We start from the raw sequence: 23,834 nt of genomic DNA on the forward strand, positions 1-23,834 counted from the left end.
GGCCCGGTGTGCGCGCCATAAAATCCGGCCGTGCCAAGTGCTTGGGCTGCCGCGCCGCCAGAGGCCGTACTGCGCGACGTCGTCGCCGCCCTGGACGATCCGCAGCGGGCCGGCGTGGTGATCCTCGGCGCCGACGGCGTCGGCAAAACCGTCCTCGCCCGCCGCGCCGCCTCGCCCGCCGCCCGCTGGGTGGTCGGCACCGCCACCGAGCACGCCATTCCCTTCGGCGCCTTTCGCGCGCTGCTGGCCGGCATCGACGTCAGCGGTACCGCCCGACCGGCCGAATTGCTACGGGCCGCGCAGGACAGGCTTACCGGAGAGCAGAGCCTCTTCGTCGTCGACGACGCCCATTACCTCGACCGGCTGTCCGCGACGCTGGTCTACCAGCTGGCGTTGAGCGGGTCGGCGCGGCTGATCGTCACGGTCCGATCCGGTGCCGAGGTGCCCGAAGCGGTCGAGGCGTTGTGGGCCGACGGGTTGTTGAACCGGGTCGAGGTCGGCGCGCCGGACGAGGCGGCAGCACTGCCGGGCCGGGTCGACGACTACCTGGCCGGACTGCCCGCGGCCGCGCGCACGACGCTGGACTTCCTGGCGCTGGCCGAGCCGCTGCGGCGCGACGACCTGACGGCGTTGGCCGGCGAGGACGCCGTCGGGCAGGCCGAAGCCACCGGTGCGGTGATGGTCGACGACGCCGCGATGGTCTACGCCGCCCATCCGCTCTACACGGCCCGCGCGCGGGCGGCGCTGGCGCCCGACACGGCGCGGGCGGTGCGGACGTCACTGGTCGAGCGGCTCGCGGCGGGCCCGTGTGATCACGTCGGCGATCAGCTGCGGCTCGCGGCGCTGGCCGTCGGCACCGACGCTCCCGGCGACACCCCCGACATCGAGCTGGTCAGCGCGGCCCAGCAAGCGCTGCGCTTCGGCGAACTCACGCTGGCGGAACACCTCGCACGGGCGGCACTGGATCGCTCCGAGGGGCTGGCCGCACGGTTGGCGCTCGGCTACGCGCTGGCCTGGCAGGGCCGCGGACGTGAAGCCGATGCCGCGCTGAGTGCCGTCGACCCCGACCAGCTGTCGCCGCCCGAGCTGATGGCGTGGGCTTTGCCGCGGGCGGCCAACCAGTTCTGGATGCTCGGCGAACCAGCGCAGGCGACCGCGTTTCTGCAAACCACCCGCAACCGGGTCGACTCGCTGGGCGCTCAAGCGACGCTCGACGCGCTGACGGCGACGTTCGCGATGAACTCCGGCACGCCGCTGCGGACCCTGCGCATCGCCAACGAGGTGCTGGCGTCACCGCACGCCGACGGGGTTGCCATCGGATGGGCGGCCTCGGCGGCGGCGCTGAGCTCGGCCCGCACCGGCCAATTCGACGACGTCGAGGCGCTGGCCCGCCGGGCGACCGCCGCCGACCATCCCGGGCTACTCCGGTTCACCAGCGGCTTCGGCCGGATCACCGCGCTGATGATGGCAGGCCGGCTGGCCGAGGCCCGCACGCTGGCCCAGCGCTACACCGACTTCGCCGAGCTGCAGCAGCCGGGCCGGGCGATCGGCGAGACGCTGGTGGGCTATGTCGCGATCGCGCAGGGTGATTTCGACGCCGCGGTGACGCTGCTGAGCCGGGCCGCCGGCCCGCTGGCCCGCACCGGATATTCCTGGGGCCCGCTGTCGCTGATGCTGCTGGCCCAGGCGTTCGGCCAGCAGGGCGAACAACAGCGCGCCGCAATGGCTTTCAGCCGGGCCGAGTCGCTGCACGGGCTCAAGTCGTCGCTGTTCGCTCCCGAGTTGGCGTTGGCCAAGGCGTGGTCGAAGGCGGCGCACGGCGACACCGCGGGCGCGATCGAAGCCGCGCGCGAAGCGATCCAGACCGCCGAGCGCGGCGGACAGTCGGCGATCGCGTTGCGTGCGTTGCAGGACGCGACGCGCCTCGGCGATGTCCGCGCCGTGCAGCGGGCCGGTCGGCTGGCCGGCGAAGTGGACTGCGTGCTGGGACGACTGACGCTGGCACACGCCCGGGCGCTGGCCGCCGGTGACGCCGCGGCGCTAGCCGACGTGGCGGCCGACCTGGCCGATCGGGGCCTGCATCCCGCGGCCGCCGATGCCAGAGTCCAGGCGCAGCGCGGTTAGCTGCTCAGGTAGGCCCGAAGCATGGTCACGGCATCGGTGATCTGGTGGATGGGCACCGACTCGTCGCGGGTGTGCGCAAGGTTGGGGTCACCGGGTCCGTAGTTGACCGCGGCGATGCCGCGGGCCGCGAACCGGGACACGTCGGTCCAGCCGTACTTCGCCCGCACCTGCCCGCCGGCCGCCTCGACCAGGCCTTTAGCCGCCGGGTTGGACAGGCCCGGCAGCGCTCCGGCAGCGGAGTCGGTCTGCTCAATCCGCACGTCGAGGCCGTCGAACACGTCGTGGACGTGTTGCAGCGCGGCCTGCGCCGACCGGTCCGGCGCGAAACGGAAGTTCACTGTGACCGACGCGGCATCGGGTATCACGTTGCCGGCCACCCCGCCGTCGATGCGTACCGCCGACAGCCCCTCGCGGTAGACACATCCGTCGATGTCGACATCGCGGGGCCGGTAACTCTCGAGGCGCTGTAGCACCGCCCCCAGCTTGTGAATCGCGTTGTCCCCCAGCCATGCTCGCGCGGAGTGTGCGCGAGTTCCATTGGCGCTCACCACAACTCGCAGTGTGCCCTGACAACCCGCTTCGATGTAGCCGCCGGTCGGCTCGCCCAGGATCGCCACGTCCGCGGCAAGCCATTCGGGTAATTCGCGTTCGATGCGACCCAAACCGTTTGCCGAGGACTCGATCTCCTCGCAGTCGTAGAACACCAGGGTCAGGTCGTGCGCCGGCTCGGTGACGGTCGCGGCCAGATGCAGGAAGACCGCGTCACCCGACTTCATGTCGGTGGTGCCGCAACCGTGCAGCGACTCGGCGTCGCGGCGGCTGGGCAGGTTGCCGGCCACCGGGACGGTGTCGAGGTGACCGGCCAACAACACCCGGGTGGGGCGGCCCAGCGCGGTTCGGGCCAGCACCGCGTTGCCGTTGCGTAGGATCTCCCAGCCCACAGAAGGGGGAGTTTGGGTCCGGAGGGCGGCCTCGACCTCGGCGGCGATGCGCTCTTCGTGCCGCGACTCGCTGGGAATATCGACCAGAGCAGCCGTCAGCTCGACCGGGTCACCGTGTAGGTCCAGCACGGTCTCAGCGTAGTGGGTGGGTAGCGTGGGACCCGTGACTGCAGCTTCAGGTATCGGCCTTGCGACCGTGGCCGCCAATGGATCGGTTCTCGACACCTGGTTCCCCGCACCGGAACTGATCGAGGCGGGCGAGACCGGCACGACGCGGTTGTCGGTGGCCGAGGTGCCCGACGAGTTGGCGGCGCTGGCCGGCCGCGACGACGATCGCAACGTCGAAACCGTGGTGGTACGCACGGTGATCGGCTCGCTCGACGACAAAGCCGTCGACGCCTACGACGGGTATCTGCGGCTGCACCTGCTCTCGCATCGCCTGGTGGCTCCGCACGGTCTCAACGCCGACGGGCTGTTCGGGGTGCTGACCAACGTGGTGTGGACCAGCCACGGGCCCTGCGCCGTCGAGGATTTCGAGACGGTACGAATGCGACTGCGCCGCCGCGGACCGGTCGCCGTCTACGGCATCGACAAGTTCCCGCGGATGGTCGACTACGTCGTGCCGAGTGGTGTACGCATCGCCGATGCCGACCGGGTGCGCCTTGGCGCGCATCTGGCTTCGGGCACGACGGTGATGCACGAGGGCTTCGTCAACTTCAACGCGGGCACTTTGGGTGCCTCGATGGTCGAGGGCCGCATCTCGGCGGGCGTGGTGGTCGGCGACGGCTCCGACGTCGGTGGCGGGGCTTCGATCATGGGAACGCTGTCCGGCGGTGGCACCGAGGTGATTTCGCTCGGCAAGCACTGCCTGCTCGGCGCGAATTCCGGGTTGGGCATCCCGCTGGGCGACGACTGCGTCGTCGAAGCCGGCCTGTACGTCACTGCCGGGACGAAAGTCATGCTGCCCGAAGGCAATTCGGTCAAAGCCCGCGAGCTAGCCGGTAGCAGCAATCTGCTGTTCCGCCGCAACTCGTTGACCGGCGCGGTGGAGGTGGTGTCGCGTGACGGCCGCGGGATCGCGCTCAACGAGGACCTGCACGCCAACTAGTAGTTCGCTCAGGGCACCCATCGTTTGGTGCAGAACGCTCCGATCCTCGCCGGCTGGCAGGAGATCGTGAGGTGCTTTCCGGCGTGCGGGTCCGGCTGCACGGCCTGCGCCTGGTCGGCACATTGAACTGCGGCGTCGGCCACGCATTCCGGTCCCCCCGCGGTGGCCCGTGGCACAGCATCCGTTGAGCCGATGATCACCAACGTTCCCATCGCCGCGATCGCGGCCCGCCGCGCGATTGTCTGCACTGCTGCCCCATTTCCACCACCCGCCGCTCAGGCGGGGCGTCAGACTCCGATGTCGGACGTTAGTTCACTAAAGTGAACCAAAGTAGTGAAATGTAGCTATTGGTCCTGTAATGTTGCTGTGCGTCTACGGATCCGGGTTATTGTCTACTCATGGACGACTCCGATAAGGATCCTGCCGTCGTGCTGCCGTACCTCGTCGGCCGCCCCCTTGCGGCCACCGAGGTTTACGAGGCGTTCGGCTACCGCAAATCGGCGTACTACAAGGCGGTACGCGAAGGTCGGCTGGTCACTGCCGACAGCCTGCTGAAGGCGGCGAAATATCTGCGGTTGAATCCCGTCGACCTGCTTGTCCGGTTCGGCCTGATCCAGCACGAGACGGTCATCGAATACCTGGCATCGACGCGTGCCCTCCCGAAACTGCGTGACCTCCGCCCCGATCCGGGTAAACCGCCAGTCTGATCGCCGCAGAGGAGTCGCTCGCGACAATGATGTCCGCACTCATCATCGCCACCCTGATCGTCGTTTTTTCCAGCCTGTGGATCCGCCGGCACACCTGGCGCTCCCGCTGGGAAGCCGACGCGAGTCTCAACATCGCCCTGCAAGGCTGTGCCGTGCTGTTGATGTCACCGTGGGCGTCGGAGACTCTCGGCCCGCCGCTGCACCACGTCTTCGGGTACTGGAACATCGAAGACCTCATCGGCCACATCTGCCTGATGTTCGCGGCCGCGGCCATTGTCGAGCACGGGCTTGCACGACTCGGGGACAGCCAGCAATGGCGCCGAATCTTCCGGCGACATATCGAAGCACCATTGTGGCTGGGCGTTCCGGCACTCGTCGCGGTGTTCTTCGCCGCGGACGAGTCATACCACCCCGATCTGTTTCCGGCGCACGTCAGCACCGCATGGTTCGGCGCCTACTGGATCGTGTTGGGGATTCTGCTGGTGTATCTGTTCGGCTACGCGGCCAGAGTCATGCTGATCGTGCGCAACGATCCTCGCTCGACCGTGACGGCCACCCTGTACCTGATCTCGGCCGCATTCGGGTTGGCAGCGACCGTAATTCAGGTCACGACGGCCGAGGCCGGTATCGACATCACGCTGCCGGTCTGGTTGTGCGCATGCCTGGGCGCGGTCGGCTTCGCCTATGGCTCCGCCCGATCCTGGCTCGCCAAAATCGCGTGGTTCAACGACGGCAGAGTCGCACCGCCACCGCGAAACGACCACTGAGACGGCATGCACGCGATGGCGGCTGCCGGTCGGCCCGCCGTTAAGAAGTCGTCAACGATCTCCACGCCGCGTGTCCGCGGCGCCCGATTCGGGAATGCGTCGTCCCAAAGCTGTTCCCGCACAACACCTCAGGAGGCCGGCTGACAACCACGCCCTCGATCCTTGTCCTTCGTCACGCAATTACAGAGGAGAAAAACCGTGTCTTTCGTAACCACGCAGTCGCCGGCGTTGCTGGCTGCGGCGGCCAAACTGCAACACCTCGGCACCGCGATGGCCGCTCAGAACGCGGCCGCGGCGACCCCCACCTCCGACGTGACTCCCGCTGCGGCGGACGGCGTGTCGGCGATGCAGGCCATGCAGTTCTCCGCGTACGGCACCTGGTACCAACAGGTCAGCAAGCAAGCCGAAACGGTACATCAGATGCTGGTCGACACACTCGACTCCAACGCCGGTTCCTACGGCGACGCCGAGTCGACCAACCAGGCCACTACCGGATCCAATTCGCTGACAGGACTGCTCAATTCGCTCACCGGAGGCGGTTCGTCGGCCGCTAGTGGCGACTCGGGAATCTCCTCCAACGCGGGCGCGGCCATCGGCACGCCGTTCAACTGGGCACAGAACGTCTCCGCCGCGTCGTCGGACATGTTCGACCTCGCACAAGGCCAATACGCCCCGACCGGCGCGGTCGACACGACGTCCGACATCAGCGTGTTGAGCGCGCTCACCGCCACACCGGCGACTGCGGCGGCCCCCGCCGGCGCCGGCGGACTGGGCGCGACGGCGGTGACGGCGGGCGTCGGTCAGGCCCCGTCGATCGGCGCGATGTCGGTGCCGCCGGCCTGGGCCGCGGGTGCGCCCGCAGCGGTCAACCCGGCGCCCACCACGATGCCGGCAGCCAGCTGGGCCGGCCCGACCGCGCACGCCGGACAGGTCAACACCCTGCCCGCCGGTGCCCCGTCGGTGGCGTCCACGCAGCGCGGTGGCCTCGGCGTCGGCGCGCCGCGCTACGGCGTCAAGCCCACCGTGATGCCTAAGCCGACCGTCGTCTAGCCCTAAACGCCCACGAGAGAACAGGTTCGACAGCAATGGTTTTCGACTTCGCAGCAATGCCCCCGGAGATCAACTCCATCCGCATGTACACCGGTCCCGGCTCGGGCCCGATGATGGCCGCCGCCGCAGCATGGAACAGCACGGCCGCCGACCTGAGTACGACGGCGGCCGGCGCCCAGTCGGTGATCGCCGAACTGGCCGGCGGCGAGTGGCTGGGGCCGTCGTCGGTGGCGATGGCCGCCGCGGTGGCGCCCTACATCGACTGGATGGAAACCACCGCCGGGGAACTCGCACAGGCCGCTAGCCAGGCGATGGCGTCGGCGGCCGCCTACGAGGCAGCGTTCGCGATGACGGTGCCCCCGCCGGTGATCGCCGCGAATCGCGCGCAGCTCGCGGCCCTGGTTGCCACGAACATCCTGGGCCAGAACACCCCGGCGATCATGGCCACCGAGGCTCTCTACGGCGAAATGTGGGCCCAAGATGCCGCCGCGATGTACGGCTACGCCGGCTCGTCGGCCAGCGCCGCGGTATTGAGTCCGCTATCGCCCCCCCCGGAGACCAACAACCCAGGTGGGCAGGCGGCACAGTCGGCCGCAACGGCACAAGGTGCGGCAACCGGTTCGCAGACAGCGGGTCTCAACGCGCTGGTGTCCAACATGCCCGGCGCCATGCAGTCGATGTCCTCGCCGCTGGCCGCGGCGGCAGCTGACAGCCCGATCGACGACTTCTTCTCCAACAGCCTGGTGGCGAACATCCCGAACGGCATCATCGACACCGCCGCCTGGCAGATGTTCGCCGCGATCCCATCCGGGATCTTGTATGCGAAGGTGGTCGGCGACAACGCCGCCGCCGCGGCGGGCGGCCTGGCCGCGGGTCTGGCCGGCAGCAGCACCGCCGCGGCACCGGCCGCGGCCCTCGCCGGCGCGGGCGGGTTCGCCGGCACGCCGATCGTGGCGGGGCTCGCCTCGTCGTCGACGGTCGGCGGTCTCTCGGTGCCGGCCGGCTGGGCTGCAGGCACAACCCCGTCGGCGGGCAACTCGCTGGTGGCCGGGTCGGGCTGGACGGCACCGACCGAGGAAGGCATGGGGACGACGAATGTGGCAGCCGGCATGCCAGCGGTCGCGTCGGCCGGGCGCAATGGCTACGGCTTTAGCACTCCCCGGTACGGCGTCAAGCCGACGGTGATGCCGAAATCCGTTCTGGTGTAAGCAACGACGACGTTTTGCCACACACGTGGCCGCGCACCTTCGGGTGTGCGGCCACGTTGCCTTTCCCGTCGGCAAACGCGCTCCAGATGTCACCCCGCCAGCGCCGTGGGTCTGCTGAAATGGACAGAGGTCAACCAAAGTGGACAACCGAAGGAGCGGCGCGATGTCGTATGTGACCACACACCCTGAAGCGTTGGAATTCGCGGCGGGCAAATTGGAGGGCATCGGTACGGCGTTGGCCGCCCAGAACGCGGCGTCCGCCACGTCGACGGCGACCGTGGCTCCCGCTGCCGCGGATGAGGTTTCCGCGTTGCAGGCAACACAATTCAGCGCCTACGGCAACCTCTACCAACAGATAAGCGAGGAGGCGACGGCAATCCATCAGGCCTTCGTCCAGATGCTCGGGACCAGCGCGGGATCCTACGGCGACACCGAGGCCGCTAACTCGGCCGCGACCGGCACGGCGAGCCTGGGCGGATTCGACCTGCTCGGTCAGCTAACTCAATTCGGCCAGTTCGGCATCCTGCCGGGCGCCCTGAGTAACAGCGCCCTCGGAGCCCTCGTGGGCGGGTCGAACTTCGGCTCGGCGGCATCGGACTTCATCCCGCTGTCCAACACTCCCGGGGTGGTACTGGCCGGCGACGCGCCAGCCGCCGGCGCGGGCGAACTCGCGCCGGTGCCGACCGCGGCGCCGGCCGCCGGCGGAGGGCCGATGTTGGCCAGCATCAGCCAGGCCTCGACGGTCGGCGGAATGTCGGTGCCGCCCGGCTGGGCCGGCGGCCCAGTGTCGGAAGCCGCTCCGGCCCCGGCGACGTTGGTCGGCGCCGGGTGGACGGCCGCGCCGCACAGCCCGCAGGTTTCGACGGTGCCCGGCGGGTTGCCGTCGGTGGCCTCCAACGGCCGGACGTCCGGCTTGGGTGTGCCGCGATACGGCATCAAGCCCAAGGTCATGCCCAAGCCCACCGGCGTCTGAACCGCCTTCCGCTACTACCGAACAGGATTGATGACATGGTTTTCGATTTCGCAGCACGCCCACCCGAGGTCAACTCGGCCCTGATCTACTCCGGCCCCGGGGCGGCGCCGATGATGGCCGCCGCCGCCGGTTGGAACAACCTCGCGGCCGAATTAACCACGGCCGCAGCCTCTTACGAGTCGGTGATCTCCGAACTGGCAGGCGGCGAGTGGCTCGGCCCCGCCTCGCTCGCGATGGCCACAGCCGTCGAGCCGTATGTGGCGTGGATGAACAGCACCGCCGCAGCCGCCGAGCGGGCCGCGGCACAAGCCAGCGCGTCGGCGGTCGCCTACCAGAACGCCTACGCGATGACGGTGCCGCCGCCGCTGATCGCGGCGAACCGGGCACAGCTGGCCGCGTTGGTCGCCACCAACATTCTGGGCCAGAACACCCCGGCGATCCTGGCCAACGAGGCCCAGTACGCCGCGATGTGGGCTCAGGATGCTGCCGCCATGTATGGCTATGCCGCCGCGTCGGCCAGCGCCGGAACGTTGAACCCGCTCAAGTCACCGGCGGCGACCACCAATCCCGGCGGCACCGCCGCACAGGGCGCGGCGGTCTCGACGGCCGGCACTCAGAGCCGGCTCAACCAGCTGGTCTCCAGCCTCCCCGGTGCGGTGCAGGGGTTAGCCACCCCCGGCGCGGGAATCTTCGACAGCCCGGACGGTTTCCTCAACGACATCATCGCCTCGGGCAGCAACATCGGTATCTGGAACGACGGCGTCGCGCTGTTGGGAGCGGGGACAAACGCCGCGGCCTGGAACGGGTTCCAGGCGATCGTGACCGGTGTGCAGTCGAACATCGCCACCCCTGCCACCGCCCCCGCCCTGGGCGCGGGATTGGCCCCGGCCCTGGCCGGTTCGGTGACACCGGCGACCGGCGCGGGCGCGACTCCGGTGGTGGCGAGCGTTGGCCAGGCGTCGACGGTCGGCAGGATGTCGGTGCCCACCGCCTGGTCGGCGGCCGCGCCGGAGTCAACCGCCGAGCCGTTGACCGCCGCCGCCTGGACGGGCGACGTCGACGAGGGCGGCGTGACAAACGTCGCCACCGGGATGCCCGCCACGGCCACCACCGGACGCGGCGGCTACGGCATCGCCACTCCGCGCTACGGCGTCAAACCGACGGTGATGCCGACTCGAGTCCTGGTGTGACGGTAGGCGATTGGAGCACGGTGTCCTTGGTCTCTGGCAGCAGATAGGTACACCCGAAACTGGCCACGGCCATCACGGTCAGCAGCGGGCCGATCGCCCAGCTGCCGTAGGTGGCCTGCAGCGTTCCGGCGATCAACGGGGGTAGTGCACCACCGAAGATGCCGGCCAGATTTACCGCCAGCGCCGATCCGCTGTAGCGGTAGCGGGTCGCGAACAACTCGGGGATGAACGCGCCCGTCGGCCCGGAACCGATCGCGGTGATCCCGAACATGCCCACGATCGCGACCCCGTACAGGATCGGTTTTCCGGTGTCCAACAACGGAATCACCACGAGCGACCACATCACGCAGCCGGCCCAGCCGAACAACATCATCCGGCGACGTCCTACCCGATCACTCAGGACGGCCGACACAGCGACCGACGTCAGGCTCGCCACCCCGCCGACCGCCCCGACGGACCAGATGAAGGTGCGGCTGTAGCCGAGATGGGCATGGGCGTACAGCGGCATGAACGTATTGCCCATGTACACAAAGCACATGCCGCTCAAGATGCTGCCTCCGGCCAGCACGATCTCGCGCCGCTGCAGGCGCAACAACTCCGCGATCGGCGCCTCGGGGACCAGATTCCGGTTCTGCTCCTCGACGAACACCGGAGTCTCGTCGATCCGCAATCGCACATACAGCGCGATGCCGATCAGCACGGCGCTGATCAGGAACGGGATTCGCCAGCCCCACCGCATGAACGCCAGGCTGCTCTCGCCAATGCTGACGTTGACGCCCAGAAAGGTCAGGCAGGTCAGGATCGTGGCAGTCCCGCCGCCGAGCAGGGTGAACATGCCGTAGCGGCCGCGTTTACCGGCCGGCGCGTACTCCGCGCTCAGCAGCACCGACCCGGCCCACTCGCCGCCGGCGGCGAACCCTTGCACCAATCGCAGCCCGACCAGAATCAGCGGTGCCGCGGCTCCGATCGACGCCGTGGCGGGCACCAGACCCACCGAGATGGTGGCGAAGGCCATGATCAGCAACGTGGCGATCAAGGTCCGCTTACGGCCCAGGCGATCGCCGAAGTAGCCGAACGTGGCCCCACCAATCGGCCGGGCGACGAACGCGCTGGCGAACGTGCCCATTGAGGCAACGGCCGCCATGGTCGGGCTCAGACCTGGAAAGAACACGGTGGGAAACACCAGCGCCGCGGCAGTACCGTAGATCAAGAAGTCGTAGAACTCGATCGCCGAGCCAACCCAGCAGGCGGCGGCGACCCGTCTGAGCGATGCCGCTTCGGATGTCCGCACGGTTACGACGGTAAGAGAAACCGGCGCCGCTGTCACACTCGCCGCGCGGTCAACCCTGACTCAGCAACTGCTTCTTGAGCACCTTACCCATCGCGTTACGGGGCAACTCGTCGACGACCCGAACCTCACGCGGTCGCTTGTGCACCGAAAGCTGTTGGGCCACATAGTCGATCAGCTCCTGCGGCTGTGCATCGCCGACGATGAACGCGACGATGCGCTGGCCCAGGTCGTCGTCGGGCAATCCGACCACCGCAGCCTCGGCCACCCCCGGGTGACCCAGCAGCACGGTCTCGATCTCGCCGGCGCCCACACGGTATCCACCGGACTTGATCAGGTCCACCGATTCGCGGCCGACGATGCGGTGCATGCCGTCGCCGTCGATCACCGCGGCGTCGCCGGTTCGGTACCAGTCGTCGGCATCGAACGCCTCCGCCGTCGCATCCGGCCGATTCAGGTAACCGTTGAACAGCGTGGGACCCCGAACCTGTAGTCGGCCAATGGTTTCCGCGTCGTGGGGCACCGGGTTGCCGTCGTCGTCGACCAGGCGCGACTCGATCCCGGCCAGCGGCAGGCCGACCCATCCGGGACGGCGTTCACCGTCGACCCGGGTCGACAACGTGATCAGCGATTCGGTGGCGCCGTACCGCTCGACGGGCGCATGCCCGGTGAGGCGGACCAACTGGTCGAACACCGGTACCGGCAGCCCCGCACTGCCGGACACCAGCAGCCGCGCCGAGCGCAGCGCCTCGGCGGCGGACGCGTCGGCCACCACCCGCGACCACACCGTCGGCACCCCGAAATACAGGGTCCCGTGAGCGCCCGCGTAGGCCTCCGGCGTCGGTTTTCCGGTGTGCACGAAGCGATTTCCGACCCGCAGCGATCCGAGCAGTCCGAGCACCAGACCGTGCACGTGGAACAGCGGCAGGCCGTGCACCAGGGTGTCGTCGGCGGTCCACTGCCAGGCCTCGGCGAGCGCATCGAGGTCCGCGGCGATCGCCCGGCCACTCAACTGCACGCCTTTGGGCGGGCCGGTGGTACCCGAGGTGTAGATGATCAGCGCGGTGTCCTGCGGCGACGGCTCTGGCTGGTGGTGCCAGGACCGCGCGCCCATTCGGACCGGAATGTGCGGCAGCCCTTCCGGTTCGTCGGGCACCGGGCCCAGCCACGCCTGCGCGCCGGAGTCGGTGAGGATGTGCCGGCGTTCGGTCTGCCCGACGTCGGCCGGCACCGGCACCACGGGCACGCCGGCAATCAGGCAACCGGCGATGGCCAGCGCGGTCGGCGCGGTCGGGGTGGCCAGCACGGCGATCACGCCGGCGCCGCGGACGCGTTCGGCGACAGAGTTCGCGGCCCCGACGACGTCGCTGCGGCTGAGCGTGACGTCCCCGAACCGGACGGCGTCCGCGAGATCGTGGCCACCTGCGACAACGGAAGGGTCCAACGAGGTCAGCAGCACGTCAGCAGGCTAGCCCATCGGCCATTTCGCACTGCTGGTGCCGTAGGGCCTGTCAGCAGTAGACGTTGGACCCTACGCCTGGGACGTCGAAATCCCGACGCTTGCTATGAGAGCTCCGCCCATCAATAGCGGTGCCGGAAGTCTTGTGAGCGAACACAATACGGAGGTCGACAGATGCCAACTACTACCCTCGACAGCGCCGTCATCCACGATGCGGTGACCTCGGCCTGCCGCGCCCCGTCACTGCATAACAGTCAGCCCTGGCAGTGGGTTTACCGCGACGGTGAGCTCCGGCTGTTCCTCGACTCGAGCCGGGTCATGGATGCCGACCAATCGGCACGCGAAGCGCTGATTGGCTGCGGTGCAGCACTGGATCATCTACGGACCGCGATGGCCGCTGCCGGCTGGCAAGCGTTCATCGAGCGACTGCCCAACCCGGAACGCCCCAATCATCTGGCGACGATCAACTTCGCGCCGGTCGACTTTGTCACCGCGCACGACCGCCTGATGGCTGATGCGATCCAAACGCGTCGCACCGACCGCTTACCGTTCAGCGCGCCCCCCAACTGGGGGTCGATTTCCTCGACGTGGGCAAACGAGACCGGTGGCACGCCGGTTCACGTCGACGCGATTCCCGACAGCCTGGTGTCCACGTTGACAGACGCGGCCCAGATGGCGGAGTCGCTACGGCTGTACGACGCCGCCTACCATGCCGAACTCGACTGGTGGACAGCACCATTCGAGGAAGCAGAGGGCATACCGCACAGCGCCTTGATCTCGGCCGCCGAAAGCGACCGAGTCGGCATCGAACGCGTGTTTCCGGTCATCCGTGGCGCCGAGCGTCGTACCGAGATTTCGGAAGATCACGCCATGATTGTGCTGTTGTCCACCGAAGGCGACAGCCGCGCCGACGCTCTGGCCGCCGGCGAGGCGCTTTCGGCGACTTTGTTGAATTGCACGGTGGCCGGACTGGCCACCTGCACGGTAACCCACCTCACCGAGCTACCCGCGACCCGCGACGTTATCCGCTCACTTGTGAATCACGATGGCGTGCCACAGGTTCTGGTCAGAATCGGCCTTGTGCCTGTCGCTGAACGCACACCGAAACCCACCCCCCGACGGCCGCTTTCAGAAGTCTTGCGGACCAGAGCGTTCGACTGACACCCGCCACATCGACGGGCACTAGGGGCCTCGACCGGTAGACGTTGGGCCCTACGCATGTGCCGGGCGAATTGCGACGCTGGGTACCTCAGCAACACCGAGATGAGGCCATCACCATGGAGATGCATATGTCCACTCCGGAAACCAGTTTCGGCATCGTCGTCGGTGTCGACGGGTCGCCCGCCGCTCAGTACGCCGTCGATTGGGCCGCGCGAGATGCCTCGATGCGCAGAACCCGGCTCACACTCGTTCACGCCGTGCGCCCGATCGGGCTCACTCAGCCACCGTTGGCGTCGGTAACGACTTTCTCGCGCTGGCAGGTCGAGCATGGACAGCGGGTTCTCGACGAGGCCGTCCGACTCGCGCACGAGGTCGCTTCCAATGGCGGACCGGAGCGGATCGACCCCGACCTGTTGTTCGCGCATGCCGTTCCGACACTGATCGACATGTCCAAAGACGCCGACCTGGTAGTCGTCGGTTCTCGAGGCCGTGGGCCAATCGCCCGAAGCGTGTTGGGCTCGGTGAGCTCGAGCCTGATTCGGCACGCGCATTGCCCGGTGGCGGTCATTCACGACGAAGATCCGCTGATGCCGGATCCCGCGCACGCGCCGATTCTGGTCGGCATCGATGGCTCGCAGGCGTCTCAATCGGCAACCGCGATCGCATTTCTGGAGGCGTCGTTGCGCGGCGTCGACCTCGTCGCCCTGCACGTGTGGAGCGACGTCGAAGTCGACGATTTTCCCGCCATCGACTGGCCGGCCATGAAGCCGGCCGCCGAAGAGGTGCTCGCCGAGCGGCTGGCCGGTTGGCAGCAGCGCTATCCCGACGTGACCGTCCGGCGACTGGTCGAATGCGACCATCCGACATACCAACTCATCCGGCACTCGGAATTGGCCCAACTGGTGGTCGTCGGCAGCCACGGTAGAGGCGGATTCGCCGGCATGCTGTTGGGTTCGGTGAGTAGTTCGGTGGCCCACTCGGCACGGATGCCGGTCATTGTCGCTCGTCAACCATGAGCACAGCGGACAGTCACACGAAGCGGGAGGCCGTAGCGGATCACCTTCTGGGGCTTCGATTTTCGTGATATCAGCGCCGAGGTCGACGAGCAGTACGGACCGGAGATTTCGTCGGCAGTCTCGACAACTGTGAGCCCGCCGAGAGCCGTCACAGCGGCAATCCCATGGCCTTCGGCTCCATGTACTGACGAATTCCGACGATGCCGCCGCTTTCCCGGCCGATCCCACTCTGCTTGAAGCCGCCGAACGGCGCGCCGCCCGGGCCAAACCCGTTGACCGCGATCTGGCCGGTGCGTACCTTGCGTGCCACCGCCAGCGCACGGTCGACATCGGCGCCCCACACCGCACCGGACAGCCCGTACTGCGAGTTGTTCGCGATCTGCACCGCCTCGTCGTCGCCGCGGTACCGCAGGACCGAGAGCACCGGCCCGAACACCTCTTCCTGCGCGATCGTCGAGTCGGGCGTGACGTCGGTGAGGATCGTCGGCTCGAAGTAGAAGCCCTTGTCCAGACCCGCCGGCCGACTACCCCCGGTGACCACCTTGGCGCCGTCGTCGAGCGCCCGATTCACGTGTGCCTGAACGCGTTTGCACTGTGCATCGCTGATCAGCGGTCCCATGGTGACGTCGGGATCGGTGGGGTCGCCGACCTTCACCGACTCAGCCAGCGCGACCAGCCGGTCGACGATCTCGTCGTGAATCGGGTCGGGTAAGAGCAGCCTGCTGTGCAGAATGCAGGCCTGGCCGGCGTGAAACGAGCACGAATCGAACAACATTCGCTGCAACGTCTCGTCGTCGAGGGACGCGTCGTCGAGGACGATGCTGGCCGACTTGCCGCCGAGTTCGAGCAGCAGCCGCTTCATGCCGGCTCCGGCCGAAGCCATCACCTCGCGCCCGACCACCGAGCTGCCGGTGAAGCTGACCATGTCGATGCGGGGGTCGACGGTCAGCAGCTTGCTGGATTCGACGTCGGTGGGGGTCACGACGTTTACCACACCCGCCGGAATATCGGTGTGCTCGTCGATGATTCGCGCGAGCGCCAAGCCCGCCAGCGGTGCCAGCGGTGACGGCTTGAGCACGACCGTGTTGCCCGCGGCCAGTGCGGCGCAGACTTTCATCACGTTGAGGGTGTGCGGGAAGTTCCACGGCGTCAGGATCGACACGACGCCCAGCGATTCGTAGCGCAGCAGCGTCTTTCCGGCGGCGCCGAACGCATCGATCGGCTCCTCGACGGGATGGGTGGCCAGTTCCGCGGCGTTGAGCGCCGCGAACGCCGGGCCCTCCACGTGGATAACGCGCTCGTTGGAGGTGCAGCCCCATTCCTGTTGCGCGAGTTCGTAGAACGCGTCGGCGTGTGCCAGCAACGCCTCACCGAGCTGGTTGAGGTAAACCGCCCGCTGCTCGGGACTGGTGTCGGCCCATGGCCCGGAATCGAATGCCGCCCTGGCGGCCGCGACCGCGGCGGCGACCTGGGCGTGGCTGGGGTCGGGCGCCGAGGCGATCACCGCCTCGGTGGCCGGGTTGACGTCGTCGTAGTGGGCCCCGTCTCCGTCGGGGTCGACCCATTGGCCGTCGATGTAGACCGCATAGGTGTCGATCAATGAGCATGGGTCAGCCATGTCTTGTCCTTCCGGCGGCTCAACATTCGGTCTACACCCGTCAGCCCGCTGTCGTCAACGTTCGACCTGGATACGGGCTATTTCAGTTCAACAGCAGGCATATTGACAGCATCGCTGCCGCAAGGGTAGACAGAATCGGCCAGACAGATCGAAGGCATTTGTATGATTGCGGCCGTCGAGGAGGCCGGGGTGTGCAGGGGATCCCGCGGGGCGTACAGCTCGCCGAGAAACAAGGAGGATCCGCTCAGTGACCGATACTGACTTGCACGCCAAACTCAAGGCACTCGTCGGCAAGCCGACCGGTGGCGCAGACAAGCCCACGCTGGCCCCGGATCCGGTGAACCAGCCGATGATCCGGCACTGGGCGTACGCACTGAACGACATGAACCCGGTCTACCTCGATCCGGAGTTCGCGGCGAAATCCCGGTTCGGCGGCATCGTGTCGCCGCCGGTGATGCTGCAAACCTGGACAATGCCGGCACCGAAACTCGAAGGGATCGGCGAACGCGGCGGCTCCCCGGTCGAGATCACCAACAATCCCACCGCGTTTCTCGACGAGGCCGGCTATACCAGTATCGTGGCGACCAACTCGGAATTCGAGATCAACCGCTACCCGAAGCTGGGCGACGAGATCAGCGCCACCTCAGTGTACGAGGACGTCTCCGACGAGAAGACCACGGCGTTGGGTACTGGTTTCTTCGTGACCTGGGTGCTCACCTACACCGACCAGCACGGCGAAGTGCTTGGCAAGCAACGCTTCCGGGTCCTGCGATTCAAGCCGGCGAACTGATGGCGACCCGACTGGCACCGGCAGTCAGCCCGGACACCGAGTTCTTCTGGAACGGGCTGCGCGAGCACAAGCTGTTGATCCAGCGCTGCAACGGATGTGCGGCGGTGCGCAATCCGCCGCAACCGATGTGCCCGGCATGCCGCTCGCTGGAATGGGAAGCGATCGAGTCGTCGGGTCGCGGCACCGTCTACAGCTTCGTGATGCCGCACGAACCGAAGTTTCCGTTCTTCGACTATCCGTACATCGTCGCGCTCGTACAGCTCGAGGAGGACGTCCGGATCGTGTCGAACCTGACCGGCGTCGACCCCGCCGATGTTGAGGTCGGAATGCCGGTCGAAGTGTACTTCGCCGAATTCGACGGAGGCCTTGTGCTGCACCAGTTCCGGCCGGAAGGACGGCCATGACGACCGCCAAAGCCCGCACCTCGACATTGAAGTGGGCCGACATCAACGTCGGCGACGAGGTGACTCCAATGGAGATCCCGGTGACGACCACGATGATCGTCGCGGGCGCCATCGCATCGCGCGACTTCATGCCGGTGCACCACGACGCCGTCTACGCCAAACAGCAGGGCTCGCCCAACCTGTTCATGAACATCCTCACCTCGAACGGGTACTGCGTGCGGTTCCTCACCGACTGGGCCGGCCCCGAGGCGATGGTCACCAAGCTGGCGATTCGCCTTGGTGTGCCGTCGTTTCCGGACGACCCGCTGCGCTTCACCGGCGAGGTCACCGGCAAGAACGAGGGGGCGAACGGTGAGAATTTCGTCGAGGTCAGCTTCCAGGCCGCCAATAGCCTGGGCAACCACGTCACCGGGACCGCGGTCCTGAGCCTGCTCGACGGGAGCGGCTCATGAGCGTGTCGTTGTTGGCCGGGACAACCGCCATCGCCGGCATTGGTCAGACCGAGTTCTCCAAGGAATCCGGCCGCAGCGAACTGCAATTGGCATGTGAGGCGGTCAGCGCCGCGCTCGACGACGCGGGCCTGGCGCCGAGCGACGTCGACGGCATGGTCACGTTCACGATGGATTCCAGCGACGAGATCGAGGTGGCCCGCAACGTCGGCATCGGCGATCTGACCTTCTTCTCCCGGGTTCCGCACGGCGGCGGTGCGGCAGCGGGCACGGTCGCGCACGCGGCTATGGCGGTGGCCGCGGGGGTCGCCGATGTGGTGGTCTGCTACCGCGCCTTCAACGAACGGTCCGGGATGCGCTTCGGCGGCAGCGGCCGCACCAGCGCCGAGACCCCGCTGTTCATGGCGCATTACGCGCCGTTCGGCCTGCTCACCCCCGCGGCGTGGGTCGCGCTGCATGCTCAGCGCTACATGTCCACTTACGGTGTGACCAACGAGGACTTCGGCCGGATTGCCGTCGTCGACCGCGCCCACGCCGCCACCAACCCCGACGCGTGGTTCTACGAGCGTCCGATCACCCTGGAAGACCACCAGAATTCGCGGTGGATCATCGAACCCGTTCTGCGGCTGCTGGATTGCTGCCAGGAGAGCGACGGCGGTGTCGCGCTGGTCGTCACCAGCGCCGAGCGCGCCCGCGACCTCAAGCAACCTCCGGCGATCATCTCCGCTGCCGCCCAGGGTGCCGCGTTCAACGGCGAGATGATGACCAGCTACTACCGCGAGGACATCACCGGCCTACCGGAGATGGGCGTGGTGGCGGACAAGCTGTGGCGCGACTCGGGACTCAAGCCCAGCGATATCCAAACCGCGTTCATCTACGACCATTTCACGCCGTTTGTGTTCACCCAGTTCGAGGAGCTCGGGTTCTGCGGGCGCGGCGAGGCCAACGACTTCGCCACCGTCGAGCGGCTGTCGCTGGGCGGCGAGCTGCCGATCAACACCAACGGCGGACTGCTCGGCGAGGCCTACATCCACGGGATGAACGGCATCACCGAAGGGGTGCGCCAGGTTCGGGGCACATCGCACAACCAAGTCGACGACGTCGAGCATGTGCTCGTCACCTCCGGCACCGGGGTGCCTACCAGCGGGCTGATTCTCGCCACGGACTGACCATGACACACGCCACCGCGACTGATACCCGCCAACTCATCATCGAGTCCGCCTACGCCTGCTTCCGCAAGCAGGGACTGCAGAAGGCGACAATCGTCGATATCTCTAGGGCGGCAAGGGTTTCCCGCAGCACGATCTACGAGTATTTTCGCGACAAAGCCGCGATCGTCGAAGCCTGCGCCGAGCACACGTCCGAAGAGTTCTACCGGCAGATGTCCACCGCGATGGACCGCGCCGGTTCGCTGGAGGAGAAGCTGGTTCGCGCAGCGGTTTTCGTCACCCAAGCGCGCCGGGCCATCGCCTCCCAGAAGTACTTCGACGAGGAAGCGGTCAGCCTGCTACTGACCAAGGACGCCGCCGTGCTGCTGCGCGAATGTGTCGACTTCCTGGCTCCGCACCTGGCGGCCGCCAAGCTCACCGGCGAGGTGCGCAAGGATCTCGACATTCAGGCCAGCGGCGAGTGGTTCGCGCGAATCCTGTTCTCGTTGTTCAGCACACCGTCGTCGACACTGAACATGGACGACCCGGAAGTGGTCGCCGATTTCGTGCGCGCCCACGTTGTTCAGGGGTTCGCCAACGACCGTTCACGCACCCGACGCACAGCCGACACCCGCTGACGCCGGGCGGCCATCCGGAGCCGCAGATCGGGACCAAAGACCCATGGCACGTGGCCGATGCCGCATTAGCGTTCTCCTCGACGAAAGGAGACCACCATGGTTTCGACAACCAAGCCCCTCGGCATCATCGTCGGCGTCGACGGATCACCGGAATCCGATGCCGCGGTCGAGTGGGCCGCGCGCGATGCGGCCAGCCGTGGTCTAGCGCTCACCCTCGTGCACGTGGCGAGTCCCGCCGATGCGACCTGGTCGCAGGCGCCGACCCTCGAAGAAACGCCGGAAGAGCAACGGGCCGAGGGCCGCAGCCTTCTCGCGCACGCGTCGACGATCGCCCGTGCCGCCATCGCCGACACCGAGCAGATACACATCAACGGCGAATTGTTGTCGTCCGCCGCCATCGTCCCGACGCTCGTCGACCAATCGAAGGACGCTGAGCTCGTCGTCGTCGGGTCCCGTGGACGCGGGGCATTGTCCCGCAGCATTCTCGGCTCGGTCAGTTCAGGACTCATTCGGCACGCGCATTGTCCCGTTGCGCTCATCCGCGAGGACGAGACGCAAATGCCCCATCCCGCAAGGGGTCCCGTGGTCGTAGGAATCGACGGCGCGACCTCGGAACTCGCCACGGAGATCGCGTTCGAGGAGGCGTCGCTTCGCCATGCTGACCTGGTAGCGCTGCACGCGTGGAATGACGTCGATATGAATGCGATTCCGGGGTACGACTGGTCGCCGACAACCGCCAAGGAAGGCCGGGTCCTGGCCGAGGCGCTGGCAGGCTGGCAGGAGCGTTATCCGGAGGTCTTGGTGCACAACCGCGTCGTCAGTGATCGAGCCGCGCACGCGCTCGTCGACGCATCGGAATCCGCCCAACTCGTCGTCGTCGGAACGCATGGGAGCGGTGCGCTTGCCGGCATGCTCTTGGGTTCGGTCAGCAACGCAGTGGTTCAGGCGGTGCACACGCCGGTGATCGTGGCGCGCCCGTCGTGAGCGTCAACTAGCGACCGGGGAATGGCTTTGGTCATCGTGTCTCAGGGCCGCAACATCACCTTTACCGCGCCGTCCTGCTTCTTTTGGAAGATGTCGTAGGCGTGCGGCGCCTCGTCGAGCGGCAAGACATGGGTGGCGAAAGTGTCGACGCCGAGCGGATCGTCGTCGGTCAATAGCGGCATGATGTCGTCCGACCAACGCTTGACATTGGCCTGACCCATCCGCAGCGTGATCTGTTTGTCGAACAGCGTTAGCATCGGCAGCGGGTCGGCCATGCCGCCGTAGACACCGATCAGCGAGATCGTTCCGCCACGCCGCACGATGTCGATCGCCGAGTACAACGCGCCGAGCCGGTCGACACCGGCGGTCTGCATCAGTCGCTTGCCGAGCATGTCCGGCAGCAGGCCGGTGACCTGTTGAGCCGCCTTGGTGATCGGCGACCCGTGAGCTTCCATCCCGACCGCGTCGATCACCGCGTCCGTGCCACGCCCGTCGGTCCACTCGCGGATCACGTCGCCAACCGGGTCGTCGGTCTGGCTGAGGTCAATGGTCTGGATGCCGCGCTCCGCGACGCGGGCCAGCCGTTCGGGCACCAGGTCGACGCCGATCACCCGGTAGCCGAGGTGATCGGCGATGCGGGCGGCCATGTCCCCGATGGGGCCGAGTCCCAGCACGGTGACCGAGCCTCCGTCGGGGATGTCGGCGTAGGCCACTGCCTGCCATGCCGTCGGAAGCACATCCGAGAGGTACACGAAACGCGAATCAGGCGGTCCCTCTGGGACTTTCATGTGGGTGAACTGCGCTTGCGGTACCCGCAGGAGCTCGGCTTGGCCACCGGGCACTTCGCCGTACAGCTCGGAGTAACCGAATAGCGCCGCCCCCATCCCTTGGTCGCGTACCTGGGTGGTTTCACACTGCGTGTAGAGCTGCTGGTTGCAGGTCCAACAGTTCCCGCAGGAGATCTGGAATGGAATCACCACCCGATCACCGACCCTCAGGTCGCCGGTTTCGCCGCCGACTTCGCGGACAATACCCATCGGTTCGTGACCGAGGATGTCACCGGGTTTCATGAACGGTCCGAGAACCTCGTAGAGGTGCAGGTCCGAGCCGCAGATGTTGGTCGAGGTCACCTCGATGATGGCGTCCGTCGGCATTTCGATCGTGGGGTCGGGCACCGACTCAACGCGGACATCGCGTTTGCCGTGCCAAGTGACAGCTTTCATCTCCAGGTCGTACCCGTCTGAGGATTGCCGAAACAGTCCGGTGGGTCTGATGGCCTTGGGCTGATGACCTATGGCCCTGCCGACGGGGCTGCAGCTTCACGAGGCTGAAGACAGCCGACATCGGAGGTCGATTATGCCTGCCACCATCGTTGAGACCGGAGTCATCGAAGACGCGGTGACGGCGGCCTGCCGCGCCCCGTCATTGCACAATAGCCAGCCGTGGCGCTGGGTGCTCAACGGTGGCGAACTGCGGTTGCTCCTCGATCGGGGCCGGGTGCTTAGCACCGATCGAGCCGCGCGAGAGGCAGTTATCAGTTGTGGTGCGGCCCTCGACCATCTGCGGACGGCGATGCTGGCGCGCGGCTGGCAGCCTCACATCGATCGGTTTCCGAACCCGAAGAATCCGGACCACTTGGCGTCCATCACGTTTACCGCGGCCCGGTCTGTCGCAGACCAGGTTCGGCGTCGAGCCGACGCCATCTCGGTCCGCCGAACCGATCGGCTACCTTACAGCGAAGCCGCAGACTGGGACCGCGTCGAACCTGCGCTGGTGGCCGCAATCGACGAACCAGCCGTGCACCTGGACGTGCTGCCCGAAGACGCGCGGCCCCGGCTGGCGTACGCAACCGAACTCGCGGAGAACCTGCGGCGCTATGACGCTCCTTACCACGACGAACTCCGTTGGTGGACAGCGCCATACGAGGCGTCGGAAGGCATTCCATACAGCGCCCTGGTATCGAAGCACGAAGGCGAACGAGTCGGGATAGACCGAACATTCCCGGCCGGTCACCAACCCGAACGACGCTCCGCGGTTCCCGAGGACCACGCCACGGTCCTGCTGCTGTCCACCGATGACGACAGTCGCGCCGGCGCATTGGCGGCCGGCGAAGCGCTTTCGGCGATCTTGCTGGAGTGCACCGTGCACGACCTCGCTACGTGCCCGGTGACGCATCTGACCGAACTGCACGTCACCCGTGATCTCGTTCGGACGCTCGTCGAGCGAGACGCGGTACCCCAAGTCCTCATCCGAGTGGGTGTGTCGCCGCTCACCGAAACCAAGCCGACGCCGACGCCACGACGAGCTCTTCCTGACGTCCTCGGAACCAACAGTTAGAAGGAGAGATCGATGAGCCGCACCGAAATCCCCCATCCCGCCGTCGTGGTGGGCATCGACGGCTCTCAAGCCGCGCTCCGAGCCGCGGAATGGGCAGTCGACGAGGCCGTCAGCAGGGAGATCCCACTTCGGCTGGTTCACACCATCCCCGCGCAAGTCGAGCCCGCCCCTTCAGCGCCGTCGGCAACGTGAACATGGAAGTCGAATACGCGGAAACGGCGTTGAGGGTGGCCTGCATGGCGGTGACAGCTACCGGGAAGCCGGTCAAGGTCGAAACAGAGCTTCTGCGAGGCGATCCCGCCGCGATGCTCATCGCCGAGTCTGGCGAGGCCGCAATGATCTGCATGGGTTCGACGGGTATCGGCCGATTGGCCCGCGCCGTGCTGGGTTCGACGGCTGCCGACGTCGCCGAAGGGGCTCATTGCCCGGTGGCGATCATTCGCAGTCACGAAGGCAACCCAACCCGGTTGAGCC

The 23,834-nt window shown here is 67.3% G+C and carries 25 protein-coding genes; 19 read left to right on the plus strand and 6 right to left on the minus strand.

Annotation, left to right across the window (positions count from 1 at the left end):
• Nucleotides 1-30: 30 nt before the first annotated feature.
• Nucleotides 31-2,124: an AAA family ATPase gene (locus tag A5658_RS15900; protein ID WP_197503139.1), complete on the plus strand. Its 2,094-nt coding sequence runs from the start codon at nt 31-33 to the stop codon at nt 2,122-2,124.
• Here the strand turns inward: A5658_RS15900 and dapE are convergent.
• Nucleotides 2,121-3,194: a succinyl-diaminopimelate desuccinylase gene (dapE, locus tag A5658_RS15905; RefSeq protein WP_067336933.1), complete on the minus strand. Its 1,074-nt coding sequence runs from the start codon at nt 3,192-3,194 to the stop codon at nt 2,121-2,123. The genes A5658_RS15900 and dapE overlap by 4 nt on opposite strands.
• 25 nt (nt 3,195-3,219) lie before the next feature.
• On the opposite strand from dapE, the gene dapD reads away from it, so the two are divergent.
• Nucleotides 3,220-4,173, plus strand: a complete 954-nt coding sequence (gene dapD, locus A5658_RS15910) for a 2,3,4,5-tetrahydropyridine-2,6-dicarboxylate N-succinyltransferase (protein ID WP_156751493.1) — start codon at nt 3,220-3,222, stop codon at nt 4,171-4,173.
• A gap of 8 nt (nt 4,174-4,181) precedes the next feature.
• Here dapD and A5658_RS15915 read toward each other — a convergent pair whose 3' ends face one another.
• Nucleotides 4,182-4,421: a hypothetical protein gene (locus A5658_RS15915; protein WP_067336939.1), complete on the minus strand. Its 240-nt coding sequence runs from the start codon at nt 4,419-4,421 to the stop codon at nt 4,182-4,184.
• Nucleotides 4,422-4,571: 150 nt separating this feature from the next.
• Between A5658_RS15915 and A5658_RS15920 the strand changes: the two genes are divergently transcribed.
• From A5658_RS15920 to A5658_RS15945, 6 genes are all read left to right on the plus strand, one after another.
• Nucleotides 4,572-4,880 carry a hypothetical protein gene (locus tag A5658_RS15920; protein WP_067336942.1) on the plus strand — a complete coding sequence of 103 codons (309 nt, stop codon included), beginning with the start codon at nt 4,572-4,574 and terminating at the stop codon, nt 4,878-4,880.
• A 26-nt stretch (nt 4,881-4,906) separates the two neighbouring features.
• The gene (locus A5658_RS15925; protein ID WP_067336945.1) at nt 4,907-5,647 is read left to right on the plus strand and encodes a hypothetical protein; all 741 of its coding nucleotides are present in this window, start codon (nt 4,907-4,909) and stop codon (nt 5,645-5,647) included.
• Between the two features lie 198 nt (nt 5,648-5,845).
• Entirely contained in the window at nt 5,846-6,697 is an 852-nt protein-coding gene (locus tag A5658_RS29215; RefSeq protein WP_067336948.1) for a PE domain-containing protein, read from the plus strand.
• A gap of 35 nt (nt 6,698-6,732) precedes the next feature.
• Nucleotides 6,733-7,905, plus strand: a complete 1,173-nt coding sequence (locus A5658_RS15935) for a PPE family protein (protein ID WP_067336951.1) — start codon at nt 6,733-6,735, stop codon at nt 7,903-7,905.
• A gap of 163 nt (nt 7,906-8,068) precedes the next feature.
• Nucleotides 8,069-8,878 carry a PE domain-containing protein gene (locus tag A5658_RS15940; protein ID WP_067336954.1) on the plus strand — a complete coding sequence of 270 codons (810 nt, stop codon included), beginning with the start codon at nt 8,069-8,071 and terminating at the stop codon, nt 8,876-8,878.
• A 35-nt stretch (nt 8,879-8,913) separates the two neighbouring features.
• Nucleotides 8,914-10,068 (plus strand): PPE family protein, encoded by a 1,155-nt coding sequence (locus A5658_RS15945; protein ID WP_067336957.1) that lies wholly within the window; start codon nt 8,914-8,916, stop codon nt 10,066-10,068.
• On the opposite strand, the gene A5658_RS15950 is transcribed toward A5658_RS15945, so the two are convergent.
• Together A5658_RS15950 and A5658_RS15955 are read right to left on the minus strand one after the other, a co-directional pair.
• Complete coding sequence (locus A5658_RS15950) at nt 10,031-11,359, minus strand: MFS transporter (protein WP_067336961.1); 1,329 nt, start codon at nt 11,357-11,359, stop codon at nt 10,031-10,033. The two genes, A5658_RS15945 and A5658_RS15950, sit on opposite strands and share 38 nt — an antisense overlap.
• A gap of 49 nt (nt 11,360-11,408) precedes the next feature.
• Nucleotides 11,409-12,815: an acyl-CoA synthetase gene (locus A5658_RS15955; RefSeq protein WP_067336964.1), complete on the minus strand. Its 1,407-nt coding sequence runs from the start codon at nt 12,813-12,815 to the stop codon at nt 11,409-11,411.
• Nucleotides 12,816-12,989: 174 nt separating this feature from the next.
• Between A5658_RS15955 and A5658_RS15960 the strand changes: the two genes are divergently transcribed.
• Nucleotides 12,990-13,976: an NAD(P)H nitroreductase gene (locus A5658_RS15960; RefSeq protein WP_067336967.1), complete on the plus strand. Its 987-nt coding sequence runs from the start codon at nt 12,990-12,992 to the stop codon at nt 13,974-13,976.
• Between the two features lie 128 nt (nt 13,977-14,104).
• A complete protein-coding gene (locus tag A5658_RS15965) occupies nt 14,105-14,992 on the plus strand; it encodes a universal stress protein (RefSeq protein WP_067337031.1) in 888 nt (295 codons plus the stop codon).
• A 148-nt stretch (nt 14,993-15,140) separates the two neighbouring features.
• Here A5658_RS15965 and A5658_RS15970 read toward each other — a convergent pair whose 3' ends face one another.
• Nucleotides 15,141-16,610 carry an aldehyde dehydrogenase family protein gene (locus A5658_RS15970; protein WP_067336970.1) on the minus strand — a complete coding sequence of 490 codons (1,470 nt, stop codon included), beginning with the start codon at nt 16,608-16,610 and terminating at the stop codon, nt 15,141-15,143.
• A gap of 238 nt (nt 16,611-16,848) precedes the next feature.
• Here A5658_RS15970 and A5658_RS15975 point away from each other — a divergent pair, with 238 nt between their 5' ends.
• The 6 genes from A5658_RS15975 to A5658_RS16000 all read left to right on the plus strand — a co-directional run bounded on the left by A5658_RS15975 (nt 16,849) and on the right by A5658_RS16000 (nt 21,023).
• Nucleotides 16,849-17,400 carry a MaoC family dehydratase gene (locus tag A5658_RS15975; RefSeq protein WP_369830533.1) on the plus strand — a complete coding sequence of 184 codons (552 nt, stop codon included), beginning with the start codon at nt 16,849-16,851 and terminating at the stop codon, nt 17,398-17,400.
• The gene (locus A5658_RS15980; RefSeq protein WP_067336977.1) at nt 17,400-17,804 is read left to right on the plus strand and encodes a Zn-ribbon domain-containing OB-fold protein; all 405 of its coding nucleotides are present in this window, start codon (nt 17,400-17,402) and stop codon (nt 17,802-17,804) included. Before A5658_RS15975 ends, A5658_RS15980 begins: the two co-directional genes overlap by 1 nt.
• Nucleotides 17,801-18,256, plus strand: coding sequence for a MaoC family dehydratase (locus tag A5658_RS15985; RefSeq protein ID WP_067336980.1), 456 nt, complete (start codon nt 17,801-17,803; stop codon nt 18,254-18,256). Before A5658_RS15980 ends, A5658_RS15985 begins: the two co-directional genes overlap by 4 nt.
• The gene (locus tag A5658_RS15990) at nt 18,253-19,422 is read left to right on the plus strand and encodes a lipid-transfer protein (RefSeq protein ID WP_067336983.1); all 1,170 of its coding nucleotides are present in this window, start codon (nt 18,253-18,255) and stop codon (nt 19,420-19,422) included. Before A5658_RS15985 ends, A5658_RS15990 begins: the two co-directional genes overlap by 4 nt.
• Before the next feature lie 2 nt (nt 19,423-19,424).
• Nucleotides 19,425-20,039: a TetR/AcrR family transcriptional regulator gene (locus A5658_RS15995; protein ID WP_067336987.1), complete on the plus strand. Its 615-nt coding sequence runs from the start codon at nt 19,425-19,427 to the stop codon at nt 20,037-20,039.
• A gap of 96 nt (nt 20,040-20,135) precedes the next feature.
• A complete protein-coding gene (locus tag A5658_RS16000) occupies nt 20,136-21,023 on the plus strand; it encodes a universal stress protein (protein WP_067336991.1) in 888 nt (295 codons plus the stop codon).
• A 41-nt stretch (nt 21,024-21,064) separates the two neighbouring features.
• On the opposite strand, the gene A5658_RS16005 is transcribed toward A5658_RS16000, so the two are convergent.
• Nucleotides 21,065-22,246 (minus strand): zinc-dependent alcohol dehydrogenase, encoded by a 1,182-nt coding sequence (locus tag A5658_RS16005; protein WP_067336994.1) that lies wholly within the window; start codon nt 22,244-22,246, stop codon nt 21,065-21,067.
• A 133-nt stretch (nt 22,247-22,379) separates the two neighbouring features.
• Between A5658_RS16005 and A5658_RS16010 the strand changes: the two genes are divergently transcribed.
• From A5658_RS16010 to A5658_RS29120, 3 genes are all read left to right on the plus strand, one after another.
• Nucleotides 22,380-23,360: an NAD(P)H nitroreductase gene (locus A5658_RS16010; protein WP_067336997.1), complete on the plus strand. Its 981-nt coding sequence runs from the start codon at nt 22,380-22,382 to the stop codon at nt 23,358-23,360.
• A 12-nt stretch (nt 23,361-23,372) separates the two neighbouring features.
• Nucleotides 23,373-23,552: a universal stress protein gene (locus A5658_RS29115; RefSeq protein ID WP_067337000.1), complete on the plus strand. Its 180-nt coding sequence runs from the start codon at nt 23,373-23,375 to the stop codon at nt 23,550-23,552.
• Nucleotides 23,553-23,596: 44 nt separating this feature from the next.
• On the plus strand, nt 23,597-23,834 hold a 238-nt coding region (locus A5658_RS29120), incomplete at its 3' end, for a universal stress protein (RefSeq protein ID WP_369830532.1).

The organism is Mycobacterium sp. 1245111.1 (assembly GCF_001673405.1).
Taxonomy (GTDB): domain Bacteria; phylum Actinomycetota; class Actinomycetes; order Mycobacteriales; family Mycobacteriaceae; genus Mycobacterium.

Excerpts from the sequence above, each read along its gene's own strand:
- A5658_RS15920 (WP_067336942.1), top strand. The coding sequence starts at position 4,572 with ATGGACGACTCCGATAAGGATCCTGCCGTCGTGCTGCCGTACCTCGTC.
- A5658_RS15925 (WP_067336945.1), top strand. The coding sequence starts at position 4,907 with ATGATGTCCGCACTCATCATCGCCACCCTGATCGTCGTTTTTTCCAGC.
- A5658_RS15935 (WP_067336951.1), top strand. The coding sequence starts at position 6,733 with ATGGTTTTCGACTTCGCAGCAATGCCCCCGGAGATCAACTCCATCCGC.
- A5658_RS15940 (WP_067336954.1), top strand. The coding sequence starts at position 8,069 with ATGTCGTATGTGACCACACACCCTGAAGCGTTGGAATTCGCGGCGGGC.
- A5658_RS15945 (WP_067336957.1), top strand. The coding sequence starts at position 8,914 with ATGGTTTTCGATTTCGCAGCACGCCCACCCGAGGTCAACTCGGCCCTG.
- A5658_RS15960 (WP_067336967.1), top strand. The coding sequence starts at position 12,990 with ATGCCAACTACTACCCTCGACAGCGCCGTCATCCACGATGCGGTGACC.
- A5658_RS15965 (WP_067337031.1), top strand. The coding sequence starts at position 14,105 with ATGTCCACTCCGGAAACCAGTTTCGGCATCGTCGTCGGTGTCGACGGG.
- A5658_RS15970 (WP_067336970.1), bottom strand. The coding sequence starts at position 16,610 with ATGGCTGACCCATGCTCATTGATCGACACCTATGCGGTCTACATCGAC.
- A5658_RS15980 (WP_067336977.1), top strand. The coding sequence starts at position 17,400 with ATGGCGACCCGACTGGCACCGGCAGTCAGCCCGGACACCGAGTTCTTC.
- A5658_RS15985 (WP_067336980.1), top strand. The coding sequence starts at position 17,801 with ATGACGACCGCCAAAGCCCGCACCTCGACATTGAAGTGGGCCGACATC.
- A5658_RS15990 (WP_067336983.1), top strand. The coding sequence starts at position 18,253 with ATGAGCGTGTCGTTGTTGGCCGGGACAACCGCCATCGCCGGCATTGGT.
- A5658_RS15995 (WP_067336987.1), top strand. The coding sequence starts at position 19,425 with ATGACACACGCCACCGCGACTGATACCCGCCAACTCATCATCGAGTCC.
- A5658_RS16000 (WP_067336991.1), top strand. The coding sequence starts at position 20,136 with ATGGTTTCGACAACCAAGCCCCTCGGCATCATCGTCGGCGTCGACGGA.
- A5658_RS16005 (WP_067336994.1), bottom strand. The coding sequence starts at position 22,246 with ATGAAAGCTGTCACTTGGCACGGCAAACGCGATGTCCGCGTTGAGTCG.
- A5658_RS16010 (WP_067336997.1), top strand. The coding sequence starts at position 22,380 with ATGCCTGCCACCATCGTTGAGACCGGAGTCATCGAAGACGCGGTGACG.
- A5658_RS29115 (WP_067337000.1), top strand. The coding sequence starts at position 23,373 with ATGAGCCGCACCGAAATCCCCCATCCCGCCGTCGTGGTGGGCATCGAC.